This window comes from Phytomonospora endophytica (assembly GCF_014202425.1).
GTDB lineage: Bacteria > Actinomycetota > Actinomycetes > Mycobacteriales > Micromonosporaceae > Phytomonospora > Phytomonospora endophytica.
In genome coordinates this window covers 381,262-403,624 of sequence record NZ_JACHGT010000005.1, presented here as the reverse complement: position 1 = coordinate 403,624, position 22,363 = coordinate 381,262, and the positions used below count along the sequence as shown (strand labels likewise).

Below are 22,363 nucleotides of genomic sequence, written 5' to 3'. Positions count from 1 at the left end.
TCACCACGCCGGGACACCGCCTGGCCCGGCAGGATCTCTCGGGTACGCCGCGGAGCCACCACGCACGCCCGGCGGGGCGCCCGGCCACCGCCTACCCCGCCACAGCCTCCCGAATCAGCCGCAGCGCCGCCTCACGCGGCAAACCCCTCCCTCGCTCAAGCCTGTCCAGTCGGACCGCCTCACCCAGCGCGCGGTCCAGATCCTCGCGGAGCCCGGCCACATCAGGGTGGGCGTCGTCGGCCGCACCGCGCAGGCCGTGGGCGGCACCGAGCACGTCGGCGGCCGTGCCGGGATCGCCGTGGCGGAGGCGATGGCGGGCGACGCCGACGCCGACCGCCGCGACCAGCAGCATGTCGGGCATGGCGGCGGCCAGGTCGAGGGCCTCGCGCAGGTGTCGCGCGGCACCGTCCCGGTCACCGGCGAGGTGCCCGGCCTCCAGACGCAGCAGCGCGGGCAGCCCCGGCTCACCGGTCTCCACCGACGCGGCGAGCGCGAGCTGGCGGGCGGCTTCGGCGAGGTCGCCGTCGAGGCGGGCCAGCGACGCCAGACCGGCCCGGGCGGTGCCCGCGTTCGCACCGCCGGGTGTGCGCGCGAGGTAGGCCTCGAACTCCACGCGGGCGGCCTCCCGGTCGCCCGCGTGGACGTGCGTGACACCGAGCCACACGCGCCGGTCGTGACCGGCGCCGAGTTCGGCGGCCGGGACCATCGAACGCTCCAGCGCCTCGGCGGCCCCCACGAAGTCGCCGGCGGCGGTCCGCACCTGTGCGAGGAAGCCCAGGGCCGTCACCAGCGACCGCCGTTCCCCGCATGCGGCGAAGGCGTCGGCGGCGGCGGCGAGTGCGGCGCGCACGGCGTCGAGGCCGCCGGTGTTGGACAGCAGGAGCCCGCTCGCGAAGCGGATCGTGCCGCGGGTGAACGGGTCGGGGTGGTCCTGCCAGGGCCGCAGCGCGGCGATTCCGGTGGCGGGGTCGTCGTCGAGGTAGGCGGACAGGGCCGTCACCAGGGCACCGACCGCCTCACCCGGCCGCTCGACGGTCACGCTGAGTTTCGAGGGCCGCCCGGCGAGGATCGTGTGCAGCAGGTGGTCGGCGACGGCCGCGGGCGCGCGTTCGTGCGAACTCGCCGGCTCGACCGCGCGCAGCAGCCGCTCGGCGGTCGCGGCCGAACCGTCCCGGACCGTCCAGAAGGGACTCAGGTCGGTGGCCAGCACCAGGGCCGCGCCCGGATCGGCCGCGAGCGTGTGCTGGAAGGCGGCGAGGAGGTCGTCCTCCGCTACGGCGAGTTCGGCGAGCCACGCCAGCTGCTCCGACGAGCGCAGGGCGGGAGCGGCCCGCGCGGCCAGGGCGGCGAAGTGCGCGGCGTGCGCGGCGCCGACCATGCGCAGCCGACCGTCCTCGCGTAGGCGTGAGCGGCCGTACTCGGCGATCGTCTCCAGCATCCGGTAGCGGCCGCCGTCGAGGAGTTCGAGGAGGGACTTGTCGACCAGCGAGTCCAGGTCCTCCGTGCGCACGCCGAGGGCCGCGGCCGCGTCGGCGGCGAAGGAGCCGGGGAAGACCGCGAGGTTCTCGGCGGCCGCGCGGGCGGTGTCGTCCAGCAGGTCGAAGCTCCACTCCACGACCGCCAGCAGGGTCCGGTGGCGGGGCAGGGCCGTTCGGTTCCCGCCGCGCAGGATCGCGAAACGGTCGGCGAGCCGGTCCCGCAGGATGCCGGGCGTCATGACCCGCAGGCGGGCCGCGGCGAGTTCGATGGCCAGTGGAAGACCGTCGAGCGTTCGGCAGAGGCCGATGACGAGGTCGCGTTCGGCGTCGAGGTCGAAGTCGGGCTGGACGGCCATCGCGCGTTCGGTGAACAGGCGCAGCGAGGTCGCCGGATCCATCGGAGGCACGGGCAGCAGCGACTCGGCGAGGACGCCAAGGGGTTCACGGCTCGTGGCCAGGATCCGCAGGCTCGGGCAGCGGGCGAGCAGGTCCTCGGCGAGCCGGGCGGCGTCGTCGAGGAGGTGCTCGCAGTTGTCGAGCACGAGCAGGGCGGGTTCGGCCGACAGCGTCTCGGTGAGGTTCGCCAGGGCGTCGGCGCCGGGTGTGCTCCCGTGCCGCCCCAGGGCGTGCAGCGCGACGGCGGCCAGGTCGTCGCCCGGACCGGCGGCGGCCAGTTCGACCAGCCAGGCCGTCTCGGGCGCGCGGGCCGCGGCGGTCACCGCCAGCCGGGTCTTGCCGACGCCGCCGGGTCCGACGAGGGTGACGAGGCGGCGTTCACGCGTCAGCGCGGCGACCCTCGCCAGTTCCTCGCCGCGGCCGACGAAGCCGGTCAGCGCCGCGCGCAGGTTCCCGCGCGGCGCCGGGTCGGCGCGCAGGGCGGCCAGGTGGGCCGCCCGCAGTTCCGGGCCGGGGTCGGCGCCCAGTTCCTCGGCGAGCCGCGCCCGGTAGCGCTCGAAGACGGCGAGCGCCTCGGCGCGGCGCCGGTCGGCGTGCAGCGCGGTGATCAGGAGCGCGCCGAGCCGTTCCCGCAGGGGATGCGCTGCGGTCAGTTCGCCGAGTTCGGCGGTGAGGGCACGCGCGTCGGCGTCGGGGAGACGCAGTTCGGCGCTCGCGGCGGACTCGACGGCGGTGAGCCGGAGCTCCCCCAGCCGGGCGCCGAGGGCGACGGCGTAGGGGGCGTCGTCGGTCTCGGCGGGGAGGCCGCCGCGCCACAGCGCGAGCGCCTCGCGCAGGCGCGCCGGGGCCGGGTCGGCGATCAGCGCCTCGAAGCGGTGGAGGTCGACGTCCTCGGGCGCGAGACCGAGCCGGTATCCGGCGTCGCCGAGTTCCAGCGCGACATCGCCGGGCAGGGCCGCGCGCAGCCGCGACACCAGGGCCTGGAGGGCGTGGGCGGGGTCGGCGGGGCCGTCATCGGTCCAGATCGCGCGGGCCAGCTCGCCGGGCGGCACGAACCGCCCGGCGTCGACGGCGAGCCGGATCAGCAGTGCCCGGACCCGCCGCCCGCCGATGACGAGCGCGCGGCCCCCGTCGGTCACTTCGAGGGGGCCGAGGAGGCCGACGCGCACGGGTCAGCTCACTCCTTCGGCTTCAGTCGCAGGCTGATGGAGTTGATGCAGTAGCGCTGGTCGGGGAGGTCCTTGGGCGCGATGCCCTCGCCTTTGAAGAGGTGGCCAAGGTGCGAGTCGCAGTTGGCGCAGCGGACCTCGGTGCGGACCATGCCCATCGAGCGGTCCTCGATGAGCGTGACCTTCGCCGGGTCGGCGTCGGCGAAGGACGGCCAGCCGCAGCCGCTGTGGAACTTGGTGTCGCTGCGAAACAGCTCCGAACCGCAGGCCCTGCACTCGTAGACGCCTTCGGTCTCGGTGTCGGTGTACTCGCCGGTGAAGGCCGGCTCGGTGCCCCCGAGGCGGAGCACCCGGAACTCGGCGGGACTGAGTTTCGCCTGCCACGGATCTTCGGTCATGGCTACGACACTACGTCGCCCGGCGGCCCGTGATCCTTACGTACGCGTGACGTCGAGCGGCCCGCGCGCGGCGCCGAGGATGCGGTCGAGGACCGTCAGCGAGTCGCCGAGCTCGGCGATCTGCCGCACTATGCGCTCGCGGACCGGGATCAGGCCGGCGATCAGATCGGGCGCGGGTTCGGCGTAGGCCTCGGTGCCGTCGCCGTTGACGCAGCCGAGGACGTCGGCGATGCAGGAGCTGCGCATCCCGGCGGCGTAGAGCAGCTGGATGCGGGCCACGCGCTCGATGTCGCCGTCGGCGTAGATTCGGTAGCCGGCGGGCGTGCGCGCGGGCGCGAGGAGGCCCTGTTCCTCGTAGTAGCGCAGCGAGCGGATGCTCACGCCGGCCAGTCGGGCGAGTTCGCCGATTCGCATGTGACGAAGCCTACCTTGACCCTCACGTCGACGTGAGGGTTTAGCGTCACATACATGCATGAGCAACTAAATCTTCTGGCCCCGTACTGCTCCTCCGCCCTCGACCTCTCCAACCGCATCGCCATGGCCCCGATGAGCCGCGCGCGTGGATCCCTGACCGGAGCGCCGCACCCGCGGACCAGCCTGTACTACGGTCAGCGCGCGTCCGCCGGACTCATCATCACCGAGGGGCTGTGGCCGAACGCGCACGGCCGCGGCGGACCGTGGATACCCGGCATGGCGACCCGCGAGCAGTCCGACGCGTGGAAGCCCGTCACGAGCACCGTGCACGAGGCGGGCGGGAAGATCTTCGCGCAGCTGTGGCACGTCGGACGGCTCAGTCACCCGACCCTCCACCCCGACGGCGACACGCCCCTGGCACCCTCGGCGGTCGCCGCGCCCGGACTGACCCACCTGGAGCACGGCAAGGGCGCGTTCGTCACTCCGCGCGCCATGACCCGCGCCGACATCGACCGGACCGTCGCCGACTACGCCGCCTCGGCGCGGCTGGCGGTGGCCGCGGGCTTCGACGGCGTCGAGATCCACGGCGCCAACGGCTACCTGCTCGCGCAGTTCATGTCCGACAACGCCAACCTCCGCACCGACGAGTACGGCGGCGGCGCCCACGGACGCATCCGCCTCGCCATCGAGATCACCGAGGCCGTCGCCGACGCCGTGGGCGCCGGCCGGGTCGGGCTGCGGATCTCCCCCGGCAACCCCGAGAACGGCCTCCACCAGGCCGATCCGGCGGCCACCGCCCGTCCGCTCGTCGACGCCGTCGACCGCCTCGGCCTCGCCTACCTCCACATCAGCGAGAAGAGCGCCTACCCCGCGCTGGCCGACCTGCGGCCGCGCTGGCACGGGACGCTCATCGGCAACTACGACCCGGCCCAGCCGACGACACGCGAACAGGGCGAGCGGATGCTCGCCGAAGGGCTCGCCGACATCGTGTCCTACGGGCGGCTGTTCATCGCCAACCCGGACCTGCCGCTGCGCTTCGCGACGGGGGCGCCGCTCGCGCCCGTCGACGAGAGCACCGTCTACATCGGAGGGACGCGGGGATACGTGGACTACCCGGCGCTGACGGACACGACGGCAGACGCCTGATCCGCCCCCGGAAAAGGGCCCGCCTACCGGCGGGCCCTTTCCTCACACCACGTGCTCACGCGACCTTCGAGGTCAGCCGCCGTTGGTCGGCGCGTACTCCTTGGTCGGCTCGGCGAAGCGCGCCGGGCCGGACAGCCTGCTCACCACGTTGAAGAAGCGCTGGCCCATGCGGGCGCGCGCGGCGTTCAGCGGGTGGGCGCTGCCGAAGTCCTCGGGGTCGCTGTCGGGCAGCGTCGCGAAGATGGAGTAGGTCAGGATCGGCGCGTTGTTCGCGTCGAAGATGATCCCGGCCTCGTGCCGGTCGTTGTCGAGCCAGCCGGCCTTCGTCGCGATGCGCATGCGGTCGCCGGTCGGCAGGTTCAGCCGGATGCCGTCGGTGAAGGCGATGGGCGACCGGATCAGGTTGAACAGGAAGTTCGTCGCCGCCTCCGACACCAGCTGGCCGCGGACGTGGGCCGAGAAGAGGTCGTGCATCTCGCGCGGGGTCGTCCAGCCCATGAACATGCGGTTGGGGTTCGAGCCCGGCTCGACCTGGGTCTTCGGGAAACCCTTGGCCTTCATGATCTCGTTGATCTCCAGCGTCGGCGCCTTCAGCCCGGAGAGCCGGACCGAGGTGTCGCAGGAGATGGTGAGCAGGTTGGCCAGGGCGTGGCCGACCGTCACGTGGCTCGGGTACCAGCCGTCGAGACGGAACATGCCGTCCCCGCCGGGGATGATGATCTCCTTGGTGACGTCGATCAGGTCCGTCATGGAGATCAGGCCGCGGTCGGCCTTGTCCAGCACGGCCGTGGCGATCGCGATCTTGTTGACGCTGAGGGCGTCGACGACCACGTCGGACTCGTCGTTGACGGCGACGTGCTGCGTGCCCGTCCCGTCGGCGACGGTGATGTAGGCCCGCCAGGTCCCCCCGGCGACCGCGCTGTGCCGCTCATAGATTCGACGCACCCGCTCGCACGCCTGGGCGACGGTCGTCGCCGGCGACACCTCGTCGGCCGTCTCTCCGGCCTCAAGGGCGGCCGAGGCCGCGGTCGAGGTGGTGCCGGCGAGAACGGTTCCGGCGGCGACGGCGGTGCCGAGGCCGAGTGCGCCCCTACGGTTGATCTTCGGTGACACGTGGGTCCCTTTCGATTGAGTCGATCAAATATATAGACGTCCTCGCCGTCTTGGGGGGTTCGCTCCCACGGGCCACTTTCCTGGTACGTAAGGGAGTTATGGCTGGTCGTGACGGGCGAACACGAGGAGGCCCGGTCGTGATCACACTGCCGATGACGGCGACCTTGGGCGCTCGTGCGGGTACTCACCGGGCGGGCGGCGGGCCCGGCGGTTTCCCCTGGAAACACGAAATCGGAGATCCGATGAGGTCGCCTGCGCGTCCTCATCGGATCTCCGACATGCCGTCTAGCCGGGCGAGCGCCTTCAGCGCGCGAGCGACCCCATCGGGTCCCAGGCGGGCAGGACGATCGGCTCGGTGTCGAGTCCGGCGGCGAGCTCGGCCGGGAGGGCCGAACGGCGGGCCGAGATCTCGAAGACGTACTCGCGGAACCAGGCCGAGGTCATGGTCCAGTAGCCGCTCTGGCCCTTCTCGTCGCCCCAGCTGTTCTCGACGCGCCAGCGGAGCGCCTCGCCGTCGCGCACGTCGACGCCGGTGAACAGCATCGCGTGCGTCATCGCGGTCTCCTGGTAGTGGAGACGCTGGACCTTGTCGAGGCCGAACTCGGTGTCGTAGAGCGCCTCGTAGTCGAACAGGCCGGTGTCCCAGATGCCCTCGTCGCGGGCCATGTGCGGGCCGACGTCGCAGCCGAACCACACCGGCTCGCCACCGGTGAGCGCCTTGGCGGCGATGTCGGCGATGACGTCGATGTCGACGTTGAGGTAGACCACGCCGGGGGCGTCGATGACGTTGCCGAGCCGGTCGACGGTGTAGGTGCGGCCGTACTCGTGGCGGGGGTCGTGCACGAGGCAGACGTACTCGTCGAGCGGCAGCGTGACGTACTTCCGCGCGAACTGCTGCGGGGTGAGTTCACCCTCGTGGTGGAACTCCTTGTCGGAGTCGATCCACTGCCAGTTGAACGACGCCGGGGGCGTCCCGAGGTGGATGCAGAGCACACGGTGGACGAGCTGGAGGACCTCCTCCTTCGTCTCCCGCAGCGCCTCGATCGACGCGCCGGTCTCCGACTGGGTGCGCAGGCGCAGGGCGCCCTCGCGCAGCACCGTACGGAGGATCCCGTTCATCTCGCGGGTCGCCGAGGACGCGTGCGTCTCGGGCATGACCGACTTGGGGACCAGGCCGTGCTTCTGCACCAAGGCGACGAACATGTTCCACTGGCCGCCGTCCTCGGCGGCCGAGGCCAGCACCTTGTGCAGGGTGCGGTCCTGGATGTCGACGTCGGCCATGTCGATGACCTGTTCGAGCAGGTAGTTGGCACGCTCGATCTTGTCCCAGAACATGATGTGGTTCTGGGAGAACTCGAAGTCCTTGACGCCCAGGGCCTTCATGGTGCCGGGACGCAGGAGGTTGAGACCCGCGAACAGCCAGCAACGGCCACTCTGCTTCTGGTTGGTGACCTTCCAGTCGTCAAGGTGGTGGGACATGGTGTGGTCGATCGACTTCGCCTTGGCGTTGTCGAGGACCACGTCGTTCAGGGAGGTCTTCGCCACGGCGTTCTGGGCGACCTTGTAGGCCCGGTTCGCGGCGAACTCCTTGTGGAGGGCGTCGAGTTGCGACTGAGTGAGCGCAGCGTCCATAGGGGTGTGGCTCCTTGCGGATCGCGTGTTGGAACGTGTGAGGCTGGTAACGAGCTTTCTGGCACCCTAGCGCTTACGAGTGGGTAACGGCGAGGTCGAGATCATGCTGTGACGTGCTGGTGACCTGGTCGTTCGCGAAGAGTTTCACCTACTTGACCTGGGTCTGGAACAGTGCCCGGACTGTGCTGTCATGTGCGCATGACGAGCATCCGCGCCGCGCGTTTCACTGAACTCGACACGCTCACCCTCTACACCCTGCTGCGCCTGCGCGTGGACGTGTTCGTGGTCGAGCAGAAGGCCGCCTATCCCGAGCTCGACGGCCGCGACACCGAGCCGTCGACGGTGCACATCTGGACCGAAGGCGACGCCGGCGTCACCGGTTACCTGCGGATACTGTCCGACGCCGGCGACGTGGCCCGTATCGGGCGCGTGTGCACCGCGCTGACGGCGCGCGGGAGCGGTGTCGGGGGCCTGCTCATGGAGGCGGCGATGGAGGCCGTCGCCGGGCGCGAGTCGGTCCTCGACGCGCAGACCTACGCCAAGGACTTCTACGCCCGTTTCGGCTATCGAGTCGACGGCGACGAGTACCTCGACGAGGACGGCATCCCGCACGTCCCGATGCGTCGCGCGGCCGTTCACTGACCCGTTGGTGCAGGCGGATCACCGACACCGCGGCGTTGTGCAGCAGCGGTCGCCGACGGTGAGAACCGCGAGACTCTATCGACTTCCATCAAATCCTTTGTAGGGTTCGCGGCCCTCCGCGCGCGCACTCCGGCGGATTCGGCGGCCTCCCCCGGACGCCGCCTGTCGACACTCGACAAACGCATCCACACGAGAGTGGCCGAACGTGGCATGAGCCGAATATGGTGCCTGCTGCCCCACAACCCTTTCAACAAAGACAAAAGGAAGTTATGAGTCACCTCGCACGACGCGTCCTGTCCACCGCCGCCGCCGTCACCCTCCTCGGCATCGGCCTGGCCGGATGCGGTTCCGCCGGCTCCGACACCGGCTCCGGGTCCGGTACGGGAGCCGACACCCCCGCCGAAGACAGCCCGTCCCTGGACTGCACCGACCTCAAGGAGCAGGTCGACGACGCCGCCCCCAGCGCCACCGCCTCCTTCGACGAGTTCGACCCCACGAAGTTCCTGGCCCTGGCCGACTGGGCCGCCGAGAACGGCAAGGACTTCGAGGACCCCGACCTCGGCACCCGCGTCACCGAGTGGGGCGAGGACACCCCGAAGATCGAGGAGCACCAGAAGGCCCTTGAGGCCGGCGACGACAAGGCCCTCGACGAGCTGGAGGCCGACGGCGTCGACAACGCCAAGATCGACTCCTACGAGGCGAACTCGAACAAGATCGACGAGGCCTGCCCGGGCATCGGCTTCGGCGTCCTCCCCGAATAGGGATCCGCGCACGGCCGCCCACCGGCCCCCGTGGACAGCGTGAAGGCCCCAGGTCACCGACCTGGGGCCTTCCCTCGTCCACCGCTACGGGTGCGGGTCCTCGTCGACGGGCACCTCACCGCGTTCGGCACGCCGCCCGGTCACCCGCTGACCGATGAAGGTGACGAGCCACAGCACCAACCCGACGGCGAGCAGGTACCCGGCCAGCGCGAACTTGTCGCGCTCGGCGGGCTGCCACGCACCGTTGTAGATCGACGTCCAGGGCACGATCAGGATGAGACTGATCAGCGCACCGAGCACCGGCAGCGGCGTCGGCGTCTTGAAGTGCCTGTGCTCCACCGGATCCTTCCGCAGCACCAGCACGGCGACGTTGACCACGGTGAACACGGCGAGCAGCAGCAGCGAGGTCGTCGCGCCGAGGGTCTGCGTGTTCGAGTACGAGGTCAGCGCCATCGCCACCAGCGAGGTGAAGATGATCGCCGTCCAGGGCGTGCGGCGCGTGGGCGCGACCTTGCCGAGGACCGCCGGGATCACGTGCTGACGGGACATGCCGTAGACGAGACGGCTGGCCATCATCATGTTGATCAGCGCCGAGTTCGACACCGCGAAGATGGAGATCGCCAGGAAGATCCACAGCGGGAAGCCCGGAACCGCGTAGGACACGACGTTCTGCAGCGCCCCCGCCTCGCCCTTGCTCAGGTCCGCCGGGCTGAGCAGCGTCGACGACAGGATCGCCACGGTCAGATAGATCCCGGCCGCGATGCACATGCCGGTGAGCATGGCCCGGGGGAAGATCCGCGGGTTCGTGGTCTCCTCGGCCATGTTCACCGAGTCCTCGAAGCCCACCATCGCGAAGAACGCCAGTGACGTCGCACCTATGACGGCGAGGAAGACCGGCGCGTCGGCGGTGTTGAACTCGCTCAGCCGGCCCGCGTCGCCCTTGCCCTCGAAGATGCCGATGAGGGCGATGACGACGACGATCGCCAGACCGGTCATCTCGATGATGGTGAACGCGACGTTCGCCTTCACCGACTCGCTGACCCCGCGCAGGTTCAGTGCGGCGAAGATGAGCAGGAAGGCGATCGCGATCGGGATGATCAGCGCCTCGCTCGGCGTCCCGTCGGCGTTGTAGAGGTCGGGGAAGTGGTCACCGAACTCGAAGAGCTTCGGGATGTAGCTCGACCCGACCGCGCGCGCCGCCGACGAGGCCGAACTCATGCCCGAGGACATGACCGTGAAGGCCACCATGAAGGTGAAGAAGTGCACGCCCCACGCCTTGTGCGTGTACAGCGCGGCACCGGCGGCCCTCGGGTACTTCCCGACCAGCTCCAGGTAGCTGAACGCGGTCAGGAAGGCCGAGACGAACGCCAGCAGGAAGGGCACCCACAGCGCGCCGCCGACCTGCTTGGCCACGTTCCCGGTCAGCGCGTAGACACCGGTGCCGAGAATGTCGCCGATGATGAACAGCAGCAACAGCTTCGGCCCGATGGCGCGCTTGAGCTCGGTCGGCGGGGCGCCGCCTTCCGGAGGGGGCGATTCGGTCACATCCGTCTTTGTCATGCGAGACAGTTACCAGATCTGCGTGACCACCGCCACCTTTGGACACGCACCGAGACCGAATTAGTGCCGTTCCGGACCCGCTTTCCACCGTTTTGCCGCCATTACCGGCACTAGGGCAGAGCGTTGACGATCTCGGCGACCTCGCGTCGGCGTCCGGTGTAGAAGGGGATCTCCTCACGGACGTGCATGCGCGCCCGCGACGCCCGCAGCGTGCGCATCAGGTCGACGATCCGGTGCAACTCGTCGGCCTCGAAGGCCAGGATCCACTCGTAGTCGTTGAGGGAGAACGAGGCGACGGTGTTGGCGCGCACGTCGGGGTAGTCGCGCGCCTGACGGCCGTGCTCGGCGAGCATCGCGCGGCGCTCCTCGTCAGGGAGCAGGTACCAGTCGTAGGAGCGCACGAACGGGTACACCGAGATGTACGCGCGCGCCTCCTCGTCGGCGAGGAAGGCCGGGATGTGGCTCTTGTTGAACTCCGCCGGGCGGTGCAGCGCCATCGACGACCACACCGGCTCCAGGTGCCGGCCCAGGGAGGTCCGCCGGAAGGACGAGTAGGCCGACTGGAGCTCGTCGGAGGACTCCGCGTGCCACCAGATCATCACGTCGGCATCGGCGCGCAGACCGGAGATCTCGTAGGTGCCACGGACCACGACGTCCTTATCCGCGAGGGACTTGAACAGCGCCTCGACGTCCTCGGCGAGGTCGTCGCGCATACCGGGCAGCGGACTGACCGCCTTGAAGACCGACCACATCGTGTACCGGATGCTGTCGTTCAGTTCGCGGATACGGGCGGCGTTCGGATTGATCGACTCGGCCATGCCGCGATTCTCCCCCCGCGCGCGGCCCGGCCTTTCCCGGGGGCCGCGCACTGTGGGAAGCCGCTCGTCAGCCCCGCCCGGCGGCCAGACCCGCGAACACCCGCTCCGCCGCCTTCTCCCCCGACGCGATGCACACCGGGATCCCCACGCCGTCGAAGGCCGCACCGGCCAGCCCCAGCGTCGAGAACCCCGACAGCGCCTCGCGGGCGGCGGCGATCCGCTCCTCGTGTCCCGGTCCGTACTGCGGCAGCCCGCCGCCCCAGCGCGTCACGTGCGCGTCGACCGGCTCGGGCAGCTCGCGCCCGATCAGCTCACCGAGCTCGGCGCGGGCCAGCGCGATGAGCTGCGCGTCGGTGCGCTGGAGCTCGGCCTCCTGCCCGTGGCGGCCGATCGAGCAGCGCAGCACGGTGAGCTCGTCGGCGCGGTGGGGCCACTTCCGGGAGAAGAAGGTCGCGGCCTTGACCGCCCGCCCTTCCGTCGCCGGGACGAGGAAGCCGGACAGCTCGGGAAGCTCGGCGTCGAGCTCCAAGGCCATCGTCACCAGCGCCATGGACGCGTATTCGAGGACGCCGACCTCGGTGGCGGCCTCCGCCGAAACGCCTTCCAGCAGCCGCGAGGCCGGGCGCGCCGGAACGGCGAGGACGACCGCGTCGGCGGTGAGGATCTCGGGGTCACGCGTGTCGCCGATGGTGGCCAGCCAGCGCTCGCCGTCGTGGGACAGCTCGCGGACGGGCAGGCCGAGGCGCAGTTCGGCGCCGGAGGCCAGGGCGGTGGCCTCGACGAGCATGCTCAGGCCCCCGGCGATGGTGCCGAAGACGGGCGCGGGCGCCTCGCCGGGCGCCTTCGCGGCGGGTGCGGCGACCGCGCGGACGGCGTCGGAGAGCCGGTCGTGCTCGCGCGCGGCGGCGGCGAGCGCGGGGGCGGTGGCGCGCAGGGACAGTTCGTCGGCGCGCCCGGCGTAGACGCCGCCGAGGAGCGGGTCGACGAGCCGGTCGGCGACCTCGTCGCCGAAGGCGCGGCGGACGAGCGAGCCGACGGTGACGTCGCCGTCGGGCAGCAGTGCCCCGCCGGCGCTCTCCTCGGCGCGCATTCGCGCGAGCCCTTCGGGACTGAGGACGCCGGTCTCGGCGACGGCGTCGAAGTCGCCGGGCACACCGAGGAGGGTCCCTTTCGGGATGGGCCGCAGTTCACCGTCGACGGCCAGGGCGGCGGGCAGGCCCGCCGGGTGCGTGACGGCCTCGGCGAGGCCGACCTTCCCGGCGAGGCGGACGGCCTCGGGTCGGCGCACGAGGAAGGTCTCGGCGCCGAGTTCGACCGGGGTGTCGGCGATCTGGCCGGTGCGGAGTTTCCCGCCCAGGTGCTCGGCCCGGTCGACGACGACGATCTCCAGCGCGGGCCCGCCGAGCTCGCGCAGGCGCAGCGCGGCGGCCAGTCCGCTGATGCCGCCGCCGATGACCAGGGCGCGGGTCATGACGAGTACTCGTGCACCAGCGCGACGGTCCGGGTCAGGGCGTCGGGGTCGGTGTCGGGCATGACGCCGTGGCCGAGGTTGAAGACGTGGCCACGGGCGGCCTTGCCCTCGGCGAGGATCCGGCGGATCTCGGCGTCGAGGACCTCGACGGGGGCGAAGAGCACGGTCGGGTCGAGGTTTCCCTGCACCGAGCGGTCGCCGACACGGGCCGCGGCGGCGTCGAGAGGCGTACGCCAGTCGACGCCCACGACGTCGGCACCGACCTCGCCGATCGCCTCCAGCAGGTGCGAGGTGCCGACCCCGAAGTGGATCTTCGGGATGTCCACGTCGGACAGTCCGGCGAAGACCGCCCGGGAATGCGGCGCCACGAAACGCTCGTAGTCACGGGCCGACAGGGCACCCGCCCAGGAGTCGAAGAGCTGGATCGCGCTCGCCCCGGCGGCGATCTGAACCCGCAGGAAGGACAGCGTGATCGCGGCCAGGCGCGCACAGAGGGCGTGCCACAGCTCGGGGCGGCCGTACATGAGGGCCTTGGTCTTGGTGTAGGTCCGCGACGGGCCGCCTTCGATGAGGTAGCTGGCGACCGTGAACGGCGCCCCGGCGAAACCGATCAGCGGGGTGGCGCCGAGCTCGGCGACGAGCGTCCGGACGGCCTCGGTGACGTACCAGACGTCCTCGGGCGCGAGGTCGCGCAAGCGGTCGAGGTCGGCCTCACCGGTGATGGGCTTCTCGATGACCGGACCGGTCCCGGGGACGATCTCGACGCCCAGTCCGATGGCGTGCAGCGGGACCACGATGTCGGAGAAGAAGACCGCCGCGTCGACGCCGTGACGGCGGACCGGCTGGAGGGTGATCTCGGTGATCATGTCCGGACGCGAGCAGGCGTCCAGCATCGCCACGCCCTCGCGCAGGGCGCGGTACTCGGGGAGCGAGCGGCCGGCCTGGCGCATGAACCACACGGGCGTGCGATCGACCGGCAGGCCCCGGCAGGCACGGACGAACGCGGAGTCGGCGGGCGCGGCGGTGCGGCCTTCGGCCGGAGTCATGGCAGTCATCAACATCGGATGATTCCACGCGCCGGGTGCCGCTCACCCCTCGGGAGCGCCCGGCGCGACGGAGACCACGGCGCGGCGGATGCCCGCCGCCGTACCCCGAGGCCCTAAGGTCACCGGTATGACGCCGTCGACCGCGTCCCCTCCAGAGTCGTTCGCGCGCGCGGTGACCGGACTGCGCGCGCTGCGCCCGCGTGCCGAGATCCGGCTGGACGAGATCACCGCCCCGCAGCGCCTCGCCCCCTACGCCTTCGCGCTCACCGCCAACGTGGAGAGCCAGGGCGACCCGGAAGCGGCGACCGGGCGGCTGATCCTGCTGCACGACCCCGCCGGGCACGACGCCTGGGACGGGACCCTGCGCCTGGTCACCTACGTCTGCGCCGACCTCGACCCCGAGGCCGCCGCCGACCCCCTGCTGCCGACCGTGGCGTGGTCGTGGCTCACCGACGCGCTCGCCGCGGCCGGCGCCGAGCACCACGCGGCGGGCGGGACGGTCACCCAGACCTCGTCGACGCGCTTCGGCGACCTCGCCGGAGAGCCCGCGACGGCCGAGGTCGAACTGCGCGCCTCCTGGACGCCGGAGGGCGAGGACCTGTCGAAGCATCTGGGGGCCTGGTGCGAACTGCTGGCGACCATGGCGGGACTGCCGCCGCCCGGCGTCGCCCGGATCTCCTGAAAGCGTGCGAAGCGCCCGTGACCGGTCCGGTCACGGGCGCTTCGCACGGTCATGGCCGGGAACCTCGGTGTCCCCGCCGTCCCCCGTCAGCGGTAGGCGTCGGCCTCGCCGCATTCCTTGTCGATCCGGTCGATCGCCTTCTCGGCTCCGGACTGGTCGGAGTCGGCCAGCGCCGCCAGGAAGGCCTCCACCTCGACGAGGCACTCCTCGATCGCGGCCTTGGCCTCCTTCTGGTAGTCCAGGTCCTCACCGGACTCGTCGAGGAGGCTGTTGAGGTCCTCGATGTCGTCCTTGAGGCCGGTGATCTCCTCGTTGAGCTCGGCGACGGTGGTGTCACGTTCGGTCACGGTCGACTCCGAGGCCGTCAGGTCCTGCTCTGTCGCCGTGAGCTTCCCGTTGGTGTTGATCAGGAGCACCAGCAGCACGACGGCCACGATGAAGAACAGCGCCCCCGCGCCGCTCAGGATCGGGACCAGCGGCGAACGGCCGGCCTTGGCCGGACCGGCGGGCGGCTGCATCGGCGGCGGTTCGCCGAAGGCGGCGGGCGGACCGGTGACCGGCTGCGTCGCCGACCAGGCGGGCGGACCCGAGGTGGGGTCGGCGGGCATCTGCGAGGTCGAGTACTCCGGTTGGTAAGGGGCGGGTTGCGGCTGAAGCGGCGGGGGCGGGGGCGGGGGCGGCTGATAGGGCTGCCCCGGCGGCGGTGTCGAGCTGGGACCGTCATAGGGGTTCCAGCCGCCGGAGGGTGTCGTCATGGGTGGGCTCCTCGCGACAAGGGCGGTCGAAAAGGGGTGTGCGGCCGCGGGCGGAGACTCGGACACGCCGCGTCGCACTGTCCGGCAACCTGGAGTCACTGTAGACACAAGGCGCAACGATCGGCCTACGTCGACATCACATCTCAATCGCGACTCGAACGCGACTCGAACGGGAGAAGCAACCGTCCGGCTGAGGGGTAGAGCCCCCATTACCGTCCGATCACCCGTAAGTTTGCAGCGTGACCGACCAACCCCCTACGCAGGGCGACGCCTCCGCCACGACAGTGGCGCCGGTGCTCCTCACCGAGCCACGAGACGGTGTGCCCGACACGATAGAAACCGCTGCGGCGCTCGCGCGTGCCGTCGAAGCGGTCGCCGCCGGAACCGGCCCGGTGGCCATCGACGCCGAACGCGCCTCCGGTTATCGATACAGCGCCCGCGCCTATCTCATCCAGTTGCGCCGCGAAGGCACCGGCACGGTCCTCATCGACCCGCTCCCCTTCGCCGACCTGCGCACCCTGGGCGCGGCCATCAACGGCGCCGAATGGATCCTGCACGCCGCCAGCCAGGACCTCCCCTGCCTGGCCGAGCTCGACCTGCGCCCGCAGACCCTCTTCGACACCGAGCTCGGCGCCCGCCTCGCCGGCTTCGAACGCGTCGGCCTCGCCGCGATCACCGAGCGCCTCCTCGGCTACAGCCTGGAGAAGCACCACTCGGCCGCCGACTGGAGCACCCGGCCGCTCCCCGACTCGTGGCTGACCTACGCCGCCCTCGACGTCGAGCTGCTCATCGACCTGCGCGACTCCCTGGCCGCCGAACTCACCGAGCAGGGCAAGCAGGACTGGGCCGCCGAGGAGTTCGCGGCCCTCACCCAGGCATCCGCCCCGGCCCCCCGCAACGATCCCTGGCGCCGGACCTCGGGCATCCACAAGGTGCGCGGCGCCCGGGCCCTGGCCCGCGTGCGCGCCATGTGGCACGCCCGCGACGAGCTCGCGTCCCGGCGAGACCTGGCGCCGTCCAAGATCGTCCCCGACGCGGCCATCGTCGCCGCCGCGCAGGCCGACCCCAAGGCCGAGCGCGAACTCGTCGGACTCGCCGGTTTCCGAGGCCGCTTCGGCCGCAGCCACGCCCGGTACTGGCTGCGCGCCCTCACCAAGGCCCGCGAACTCCCCGACGCCGAGCTCCCCCGCACCAGCCCCTCCCACGACGGGCCGCCCCCGGCCCACCGCTGGTCGGAGCGCGACCCGGTCGCCGCCGCGCGGCTGGCGCGGGCGCGGGCGGTGGTGACCGAGGTCGCCACCGAGCGCAACCTCCCCACCGAGAACCTCATGGCGCCCGCGACGGTCCGGGCCCTGTGCTGGACGCCGCCCACCGAGACGGGTGAGGCCCCTGTGGCGGAGTTCCTCCGCTCGCACGGCGCCCGGGAGTGGCAGATCGGACTGCTCGCGACGCAGCTGGCCGAGGCGGTTCAGGACTGACCTACCGGCCTCGGTTACTGGCGAGTAGCATTTGGGCCGAGTCTCATCGTTGAGCCCTTCAGGGAGGCACCTGTGAGCCGTACCGTCCGAGAGGTCGTCTTCGTCGACGGTGTGCGAACACCGTTCGGCAAGGCCGGGGGCATGTATGCCGAGACCCGCGCCGACGATCTCGTCATCCGCTGCATCCGAGAGCTGCTGCGCCGCTATCCACAGCTGCCGCCCGAGCGTGTCGACGACGTGGCCATCGCCGCCACGACCCAGATCGGCGACCAGGGCCTCACCCTGGGCCGCGTGGCCGCGCTGCTGGCCGGGCTGCCCAAGAGCGTCCCGGGCTACTCCATCGACCGCATGTGCGCCGGCGCGATGACCGCGGTCACCACGATCGCCGGCGGCATCGCCATGGGCGCCACCGACATCGGCATCGCCGGTGGCGTCGAGCACATGGGCCGTCACCCGATGGGCGAGGGCGTCGACCCGAACCCGCGGATCATCGCCGAGAAGCTGGTCGACCCGTCGGCGCTGGTCATGGGCGCCACCGCGGAGAACCTGCACGACCGCTTCCCGCACCTGACCAAGGAGCGTGCCGACGCCTTCGCGGTGGCCAGCCAGGCCAAGTACGCCGCGGCCGCGCGCGACCTGGAGAAGGACTTCGTCAGCGTCGCGACCCGCTCGGCCGAACTCGGCTGGGGCCTCGCCACCGCCGACGAGCCGCCGCGTCCGGGCACCACGATGGAGATCCTGGCCGGGCTGAAGACGTCCTTCCGCCCGCACGGCCGGGTCACCGCCGGCAACTCCGCCGGTCTCAACGACGGCGCCACGGCCAGCATCATCGCCGCCGAGGAGGTCGCCCGCGAGCTCGGGCTGCCGATCGGCATGCGCATGGTCTCCTACGCCTTCATGGGCGTCGAGCCCGAAGTCATGGGCGCCGGTCCCATCCCGTCGACGGAGAAGGCCCTGGCCAAGGCCGGCCTGTCCATCGGCGACATCGGCCTCTTCGAGCTCAACGAGGCCTTCGCCGTGCAGGTCCTGGCCTTCCTGGACCACTTCGGCATCGCCGACGACGACTCCCGCGTGAACCCCAGCGGTGGGGCGATCGCCATGGGCCACCCGCTGGCCGCCTCCGGCGTGCGGCTGATGACGCAGCTGTCGCGCCACTTCGCCGCCCACCCCGAGGTGCGCTACGGCCTGACGGCCATGTGCATCGGCATCGGCATGGGCGGAACGGTCATCTGGGAGAACCCCGCTTGGGAAGGGAAGTGACGATGAGCTCCGCACTGAAAGAGTTCCCCAACGAGGTAGTCACCAGCAGCCACGTCCGCTTCGTGCGGGTGCCGGGCCTCGACGGTGAGGCCGCGCTGATCACGCTCGACAACGGCCACGACCACAAGAAGCCGAACTCCTTCGGCCCGGCCGGGCTGGCCTCGCTCGACAAGGCCCTCGACGAGGTCTTCGCGCACGAGCCGAAGCTCATCGCGATCACCGGCAAGCCCTTCATCTTCCTGGCCGGCGCCGACATCACCGGCATGCCGCTGATCAGCGACCGCGAAGACGCCCTGGCCATCGCCCGCGAGGGCCACCGCGTCTTCGCGCGGCTGAAGGACTCGGCGATCCCGACCTTCGCGTTCGTCAACGGCGCCGTGCTCGGCGGCGGTGTCGAACTGGCCCTGCACTGCCACTACCGGACGCTGTCGTCGGGCGCGGCGGTCATCGCCCTCCCGGAGACCTTCCTCGGCCTGGCCCCGACCTGGGGCGGCACGATGCTGCTGCCGCACCTGATCGGCGCCGACAAGGCCGTCAAGGTCATCATCGAGAACCCGCTGAACCAGAACAAGATGCTGCGGGCTCCCGAGGCCTTCGCGCTTGGCATGTTCGACACGATGCTCGAACCGGCCGACTTCATCGAGGAGTCCCTCGCCTGGGCGGCGAAGGTCGTCGGCGGCGAGATCACCGTCGAGCGTCCCGAGGCCGACAAGGGCGAGGCGTGGGACGCGGCCCTGGCACGCGGCAAGGCCGTCGCGGACATGAAGCTCCACGGCGCGGCCCCCGGTCCGTACAAGGCCCTCGAACTGATGGCCCTGGCCAAGGACGTCGACTTCACCGAGGGCACGAAGGCCGAGGACGAGGTCCTCGCCGACCTGATCCTCTCCCCCGAGCTCAAGGCCGGTCTCTACGCCTTCGACCTGGTGCAGCGCCGCGCGAAGCGCCCGGTCGGTGTGCCGGACAAGTCCCTGGCCCGCAAGGTGACCAAGGTCGGCGTCGTCGGCGCGGGCCTGATGGCCTCGCAGCTGGCGCTGCTGTTCCTGCGCCGCCTCGAAGTGCCGGTCGTGCTGACCGACCTCGACCAGGAGCGCGTGGACAAGGGCGTCGCCTACGTCCACGGCGAGATCGACAAGCTGCTCTACAAGGGCCGTGTGTCGCAGGACAAGGCGAACCGACTCAAGGCCGCGATCAGCGGTTCGGTCGACAAGCAGGTCTTCGCCGACGCCGACTTCGTCATCGAGGCCGTCTTCGAGGAACTGTCGATCAAGAAGCAGGTCTTCGCCGAGCTGGAGGCGATCGTCACGGACGAGTGCGTGCTCGCCACGAACACGTCCTCGCTGTCGGTGACGGCGATGGCGGCCGACCTCAAGCATCCCGAACGGGTCGTCGGCTTCCACTTCTTCAACCCGGTCGGGATGATGCCGCTGCTGGAGATCGCCCGTGGCGAGGCCACCGACGATCCGACGCTGGCGACCGCATTCGCGGTGTGCAAGACGCTGAAGAAGAACGGCGTGCTGGTCAAGGACGCTCCCGCGTTCGTGGTCAACCGCCTCCTGACGCGCTTCATGGGCGAGATCCTCAAGGCGGTCGACGAGGGCACCGACCCGGTCACGGCGGACAAGTCCGTTGAGCCGCTCGGTCTCCCGCTGAGCCCTTTCGTGCTGCTTCAGCTCGTGGGGCCGGCCGTGGCGAAGCACGTCGCGCAGACCCTGCACGACGCCTTCCCCGACCGTTACGGCGTGAGCAGCAACCTCGACCGCATCGTGGCCGCCGGCAAGAGCGGCATCTACCTGTGGAACGAGAAGGGGCAGCCCTACGTCGACCCCGAGATCGAGGCCATGCTGGTGACCGACGGCGAGCCGTCGACGTCCGAGGAGCTGCGCGAGCGCGCCGTCGCCGCCGTGGCCGACGAGGCCCGCCGCATGCTCGACGAGGGTGTCGTGGCCGCGCCGGAGGACCTGGACCTGTGCATGCTGCTGGGTGCGGGCTGGCCGTTCCACCTGGGCGGCGTCACGCCGTACCTGGACCGGACGGGCGTCTCGGAGAAGGTCACCGGACGCAGGTTCCACTAGCCCCGCGAGTTCCACCGCGCTGAGCGAGGGCGCCACCGGGAAACCGGTGGCGCCCTCCGTCATGTCCGGCGGCCCTCGATGAGGCCCGCGCCCGGCCGATGGCGCCACGGCCCGGCGGGAGCCCGGCGCAGGAAGTCGGCGCTCGCGGCGGCCTCGAAGTCGGCGCCGCGCGCCATCATCATCCGGCGCATCGGGCCGTCGACGGTCATGGCGGTCCAGTACGCCGCGGCGCCGGGATGCTCGATCACGTGGTGGACGGTCTCGTCGCGGCCGACGGCGAGTCCGCCCGAGACGGCCGCCGCGGACAGGTCCTGGTGCCAGGTCGCCTGCTCCCGTCCGGTGTCGCCGGTGGCCTTCGCCAGGACGTCCTCCATGAGCGCGAAAGGGCCCTCGGTCTCGGTTCGCGGCGGCCAGTAGACCACCGACAGGCGCCCGCCGGGTCGCAGGGCCCGGGTCCAGTCGGTGATCGCGGCGGCGGGGTCGGGCAGTTGCTGAAGCCCGAACACCGAGACGACGGCGGCGGCCGTGCCCGGCCAGGTGGCCGCCAGCGCGGTGGCGTCGCCGTGGACGAGACGCACCTCGGGACGACCGGCGGCGCGTTCCCGCGCCAGCGCGATCATGCCCGCCGAGAGGTCGATGCCGACGATCTCGCGACCGGGATGCGCGGCGGTCAGCGCGTCGAGCTCGGGAAAGGTGCCACAGCACGGGACCAGGATCGGCCCCGGCGGCAGCGCGGCGTCCCGCACGACCTCGGCGGCGGTGGCGACCCAGGGGGCGAAGCGGGGCACGAAGTAGCGCTCGTAGCCGGACGCGGCCTCGTCCCAGCCCCGGGCGAGGAGGGCGGCCTGGTCTTCGTCGGTCATGGGCGCATCCTCCATGGCCGTCGCCGGGCGCGCAAGCCGATCGCGGCGGGCGCCGGGAGCATTACCGGGGGGGCGCCGGAGGGTACGTCTCCCTCGCGCGGAACGCGGCGAGCACCGGGAGCACCGTCGCCGGCAGCCGCCTGCCCCGCGCGGATCGCGGACGAGCCCCGCGCGGATCGCGGCGAGCACCGGGAGCACCGTCGCCGGCAGCCGCCTGCCCCGCGCGGATCGCGGACGAGCCCCGCGCGGATCGCGGCGAGCACCGGGAGCGCCGTCGCCGATGCAGCCGCCTGCCCCGCGCGGATCCCACGAGCGCGGAACGCGGCGAGCACCGGGAGCGCCGTCGCCGGCAGCCGCCTGCCCCGCGCGGATCCCACGAGCGCCGGAGGCGCCGCCTGGGGTACGTCTCCCCCGCGCGGATCGCGGGAGGAGTTCATCCGCGAGCGGTTCGGTCCGTCTCCTCGCACGCGGATCGCGGTGTCGACGCCGGTCCTGCGGGTCGCGGCCGCACGGTCCGCCTGCCCCGCGCGGATCGCGGACGAGTCCCGCGCGGCCGTCGCCGCCTGTGCGGGGTCTCCCGCCGCCCGCGCCCCTCACCTTCGCATCGAACCATTTACACTCATTGCCCTATTTCCACTTTTTCCGGCTTATGCGTATCTTTCGCCGCTTCTCCTCGTTGTCCCTTGTGTCCAATCGAGACACGACCCAAGTGGGGGAAACATGAAGAAGACCCTGGCTGCGGCGGCGCTGCTGACCGCCGCGACCGGTGCCATGCTCGCGATGTCGGCCCCGGCGCAGGCGGCTCCGGAGGGCATGGGCGGCGACGACACGCAGCAGGTTCGCATCGGCGACAACCTCTGCGCGCTGCCCTGGTACTGGGAGGGTCCCGCCAACGCGGGCGTCGTCGGCAAGTCGGTCACCTACAAGGCGTGCACCGACAGCGATGACGACGACGACGCCAAGGTGTCGATCCTCAGCGACATCTGTGTCGCCCCCTGGCACTGGAACGGCCCGCTCAACGTCCTCAACTTCGGCGTGAGCGCGGACTACCAGGCCTGCACCGAAGGTTAAGTAACGCCGCAGGTGGGGGCGTGGCCTCACCGAAGCGTCGACCGGCCCACCTCAACCGAGGTGGGCCGGTCTCTTTGCGCGCGAGGCGGTTCGCCCGGCCTCGATGGTGGAAGTGCGCGCGGAGCGGGATGGCTCCGG

Annotated in this window: 19 protein-coding genes; 8 read left to right on the top strand and 11 right to left on the bottom strand. The window is 71.5% G+C overall.

Translation table 11 applies throughout. The features are described 5' to 3' along the window. Window positions 1–91: 91 nt before the first annotated feature. Genes HNR73_RS13790 through HNR73_RS13780 form a run of 3 tightly spaced genes read right to left on the bottom strand, consistent with a single transcriptional unit; the run spans window position 92 to window position 3,855 of the window. Window positions 92–3,043 (bottom strand): ATP-binding protein, encoded by a 2,952-nt coding sequence (locus HNR73_RS13790; protein ID WP_184787801.1) that lies wholly within the window; start codon window positions 3,041–3,043, stop codon window positions 92–94. 8 nt (window positions 3,044–3,051) lie between these two features. After that, window positions 3,052–3,441: a peptide-methionine (R)-S-oxide reductase MsrB gene (gene msrB / locus HNR73_RS13785; RefSeq protein ID WP_184787800.1), complete on the bottom strand. Its 390-nt coding sequence runs from the start codon at window positions 3,439–3,441 to the stop codon at window positions 3,052–3,054. Window positions 3,442–3,477: 36 nt separating this feature from the next. Continuing rightward, window positions 3,478–3,855 (bottom strand): MerR family transcriptional regulator, encoded by a 378-nt coding sequence (locus HNR73_RS13780; RefSeq protein ID WP_184787799.1) that lies wholly within the window; start codon window positions 3,853–3,855, stop codon window positions 3,478–3,480. A 54-nt stretch (window positions 3,856–3,909) separates the two neighbouring features. Between HNR73_RS13780 and HNR73_RS13775 the strand changes: the two genes are divergently transcribed. Next, window positions 3,910–5,001 (top strand): alkene reductase, encoded by a 1,092-nt coding sequence (locus HNR73_RS13775; RefSeq protein WP_184787798.1) that lies wholly within the window; start codon window positions 3,910–3,912, stop codon window positions 4,999–5,001. Between the two features lie 72 nt (window positions 5,002–5,073). Here the strand turns inward: HNR73_RS13775 and HNR73_RS13770 are convergent, their stop codons facing one another. Together HNR73_RS13770 and HNR73_RS13765 are read right to left on the bottom strand one after the other, a co-directional pair. Next, on the bottom strand, window positions 5,074–6,114 hold the full coding sequence (locus HNR73_RS13770; RefSeq protein ID WP_184787797.1) for a serine hydrolase: 1,041 nt from the start codon (window positions 6,112–6,114) through the stop codon (window positions 5,074–5,076). Window positions 6,115–6,417: 303 nt separating this feature from the next. Further along, complete coding sequence (locus HNR73_RS13765; protein ID WP_184787796.1) at window positions 6,418–7,746, bottom strand: C1 family peptidase; 1,329 nt, start codon at window positions 7,744–7,746, stop codon at window positions 6,418–6,420. Between the two features lie 198 nt (window positions 7,747–7,944). Here HNR73_RS13765 and HNR73_RS13760 point away from each other — a divergent pair, with 198 nt between their 5' ends. Both HNR73_RS13760 and HNR73_RS13755 read left to right on the top strand, forming a co-directional pair. Further along, window positions 7,945–8,388: a GNAT family N-acetyltransferase gene (locus HNR73_RS13760; protein WP_184787795.1), complete on the top strand. Its 444-nt coding sequence runs from the start codon at window positions 7,945–7,947 to the stop codon at window positions 8,386–8,388. Window positions 8,389–8,657: 269 nt separating this feature from the next. After that, the gene (locus HNR73_RS13755) at window positions 8,658–9,149 is read left to right on the top strand and encodes a hypothetical protein (RefSeq protein ID WP_184787794.1); all 492 of its coding nucleotides are present in this window, start codon (window positions 8,658–8,660) and stop codon (window positions 9,147–9,149) included. A gap of 84 nt (window positions 9,150–9,233) precedes the next feature. On the opposite strand, the gene HNR73_RS13750 is transcribed toward HNR73_RS13755, so the two are convergent. From HNR73_RS13750 to hemE, 4 genes are all read right to left on the bottom strand, one after another. After that, window positions 9,234–10,709, bottom strand: coding sequence for an APC family permease (locus tag HNR73_RS13750; protein ID WP_184787793.1), 1,476 nt, complete (start codon window positions 10,707–10,709; stop codon window positions 9,234–9,236). A gap of 110 nt (window positions 10,710–10,819) precedes the next feature. Continuing rightward, window positions 10,820–11,527, bottom strand: a complete 708-nt coding sequence (hemQ, locus tag HNR73_RS13745) for a hydrogen peroxide-dependent heme synthase (protein ID WP_184787792.1) — start codon at window positions 11,525–11,527, stop codon at window positions 10,820–10,822. A 67-nt stretch (window positions 11,528–11,594) separates the two neighbouring features. Then, window positions 11,595–12,998, bottom strand: a complete 1,404-nt coding sequence (gene hemG, locus HNR73_RS13740; RefSeq protein WP_184787791.1) for a protoporphyrinogen oxidase — start codon at window positions 12,996–12,998, stop codon at window positions 11,595–11,597. After that, window positions 12,995–14,059: a uroporphyrinogen decarboxylase gene (gene hemE, locus HNR73_RS13735; protein ID WP_184787790.1), complete on the bottom strand. Its 1,065-nt coding sequence runs from the start codon at window positions 14,057–14,059 to the stop codon at window positions 12,995–12,997. The genes hemG and hemE overlap by 4 nt, the downstream gene beginning before the upstream one ends. 112 nt (window positions 14,060–14,171) lie before the next feature. Here hemE and HNR73_RS13730 point away from each other — a divergent pair, with 112 nt between their 5' ends. Next, on the top strand, window positions 14,172–14,726 hold the full coding sequence (locus HNR73_RS13730) for a DUF3000 domain-containing protein (RefSeq protein WP_184787789.1): 555 nt from the start codon (window positions 14,172–14,174) through the stop codon (window positions 14,724–14,726). A gap of 86 nt (window positions 14,727–14,812) precedes the next feature. On the opposite strand, the gene HNR73_RS13725 is transcribed toward HNR73_RS13730, so the two are convergent. Then, window positions 14,813–15,481 carry a hypothetical protein gene (locus tag HNR73_RS13725; protein ID WP_184787788.1) on the bottom strand — a complete coding sequence of 223 codons (669 nt, stop codon included), beginning with the start codon at window positions 15,479–15,481 and terminating at the stop codon, window positions 14,813–14,815. A 239-nt stretch (window positions 15,482–15,720) separates the two neighbouring features. Between HNR73_RS13725 and HNR73_RS40715 the strand changes: the two genes are divergently transcribed. The 3 genes from HNR73_RS40715 (at window position 15,721) to HNR73_RS13710 (ending at window position 20,291) form a co-directional block, all read left to right on the top strand. Then, on the top strand, window positions 15,721–16,959 hold the full coding sequence (locus HNR73_RS40715) for an HRDC domain-containing protein (protein ID WP_184787787.1): 1,239 nt from the start codon (window positions 15,721–15,723) through the stop codon (window positions 16,957–16,959). Between the two features lie 72 nt (window positions 16,960–17,031). Continuing rightward, a complete protein-coding gene (locus tag HNR73_RS13715; protein WP_184787786.1) occupies window positions 17,032–18,219 on the top strand; it encodes a thiolase family protein in 1,188 nt (395 codons plus the stop codon). Window positions 18,220–18,221: 2 nt separating this feature from the next. Next, the gene (locus HNR73_RS13710) at window positions 18,222–20,291 is read left to right on the top strand and encodes a 3-hydroxyacyl-CoA dehydrogenase NAD-binding domain-containing protein (RefSeq protein WP_184787785.1); all 2,070 of its coding nucleotides are present in this window, start codon (window positions 18,222–18,224) and stop codon (window positions 20,289–20,291) included. A 59-nt stretch (window positions 20,292–20,350) separates the two neighbouring features. Here the strand turns inward: HNR73_RS13710 and HNR73_RS13705 are convergent, their stop codons facing one another. After that, complete coding sequence (locus HNR73_RS13705) at window positions 20,351–21,154, bottom strand: class I SAM-dependent methyltransferase (RefSeq protein ID WP_184787784.1); 804 nt, start codon at window positions 21,152–21,154, stop codon at window positions 20,351–20,353. Window positions 21,155–21,874: 720 nt separating this feature from the next. Between HNR73_RS13705 and HNR73_RS13700 the strand changes: the two genes are divergently transcribed. Beyond that, on the top strand, window positions 21,875–22,225 hold the full coding sequence (locus tag HNR73_RS13700) for a hypothetical protein (RefSeq protein WP_184787783.1): 351 nt from the start codon (window positions 21,875–21,877) through the stop codon (window positions 22,223–22,225). Window positions 22,226–22,363 lie beyond the last annotated feature (138 nt).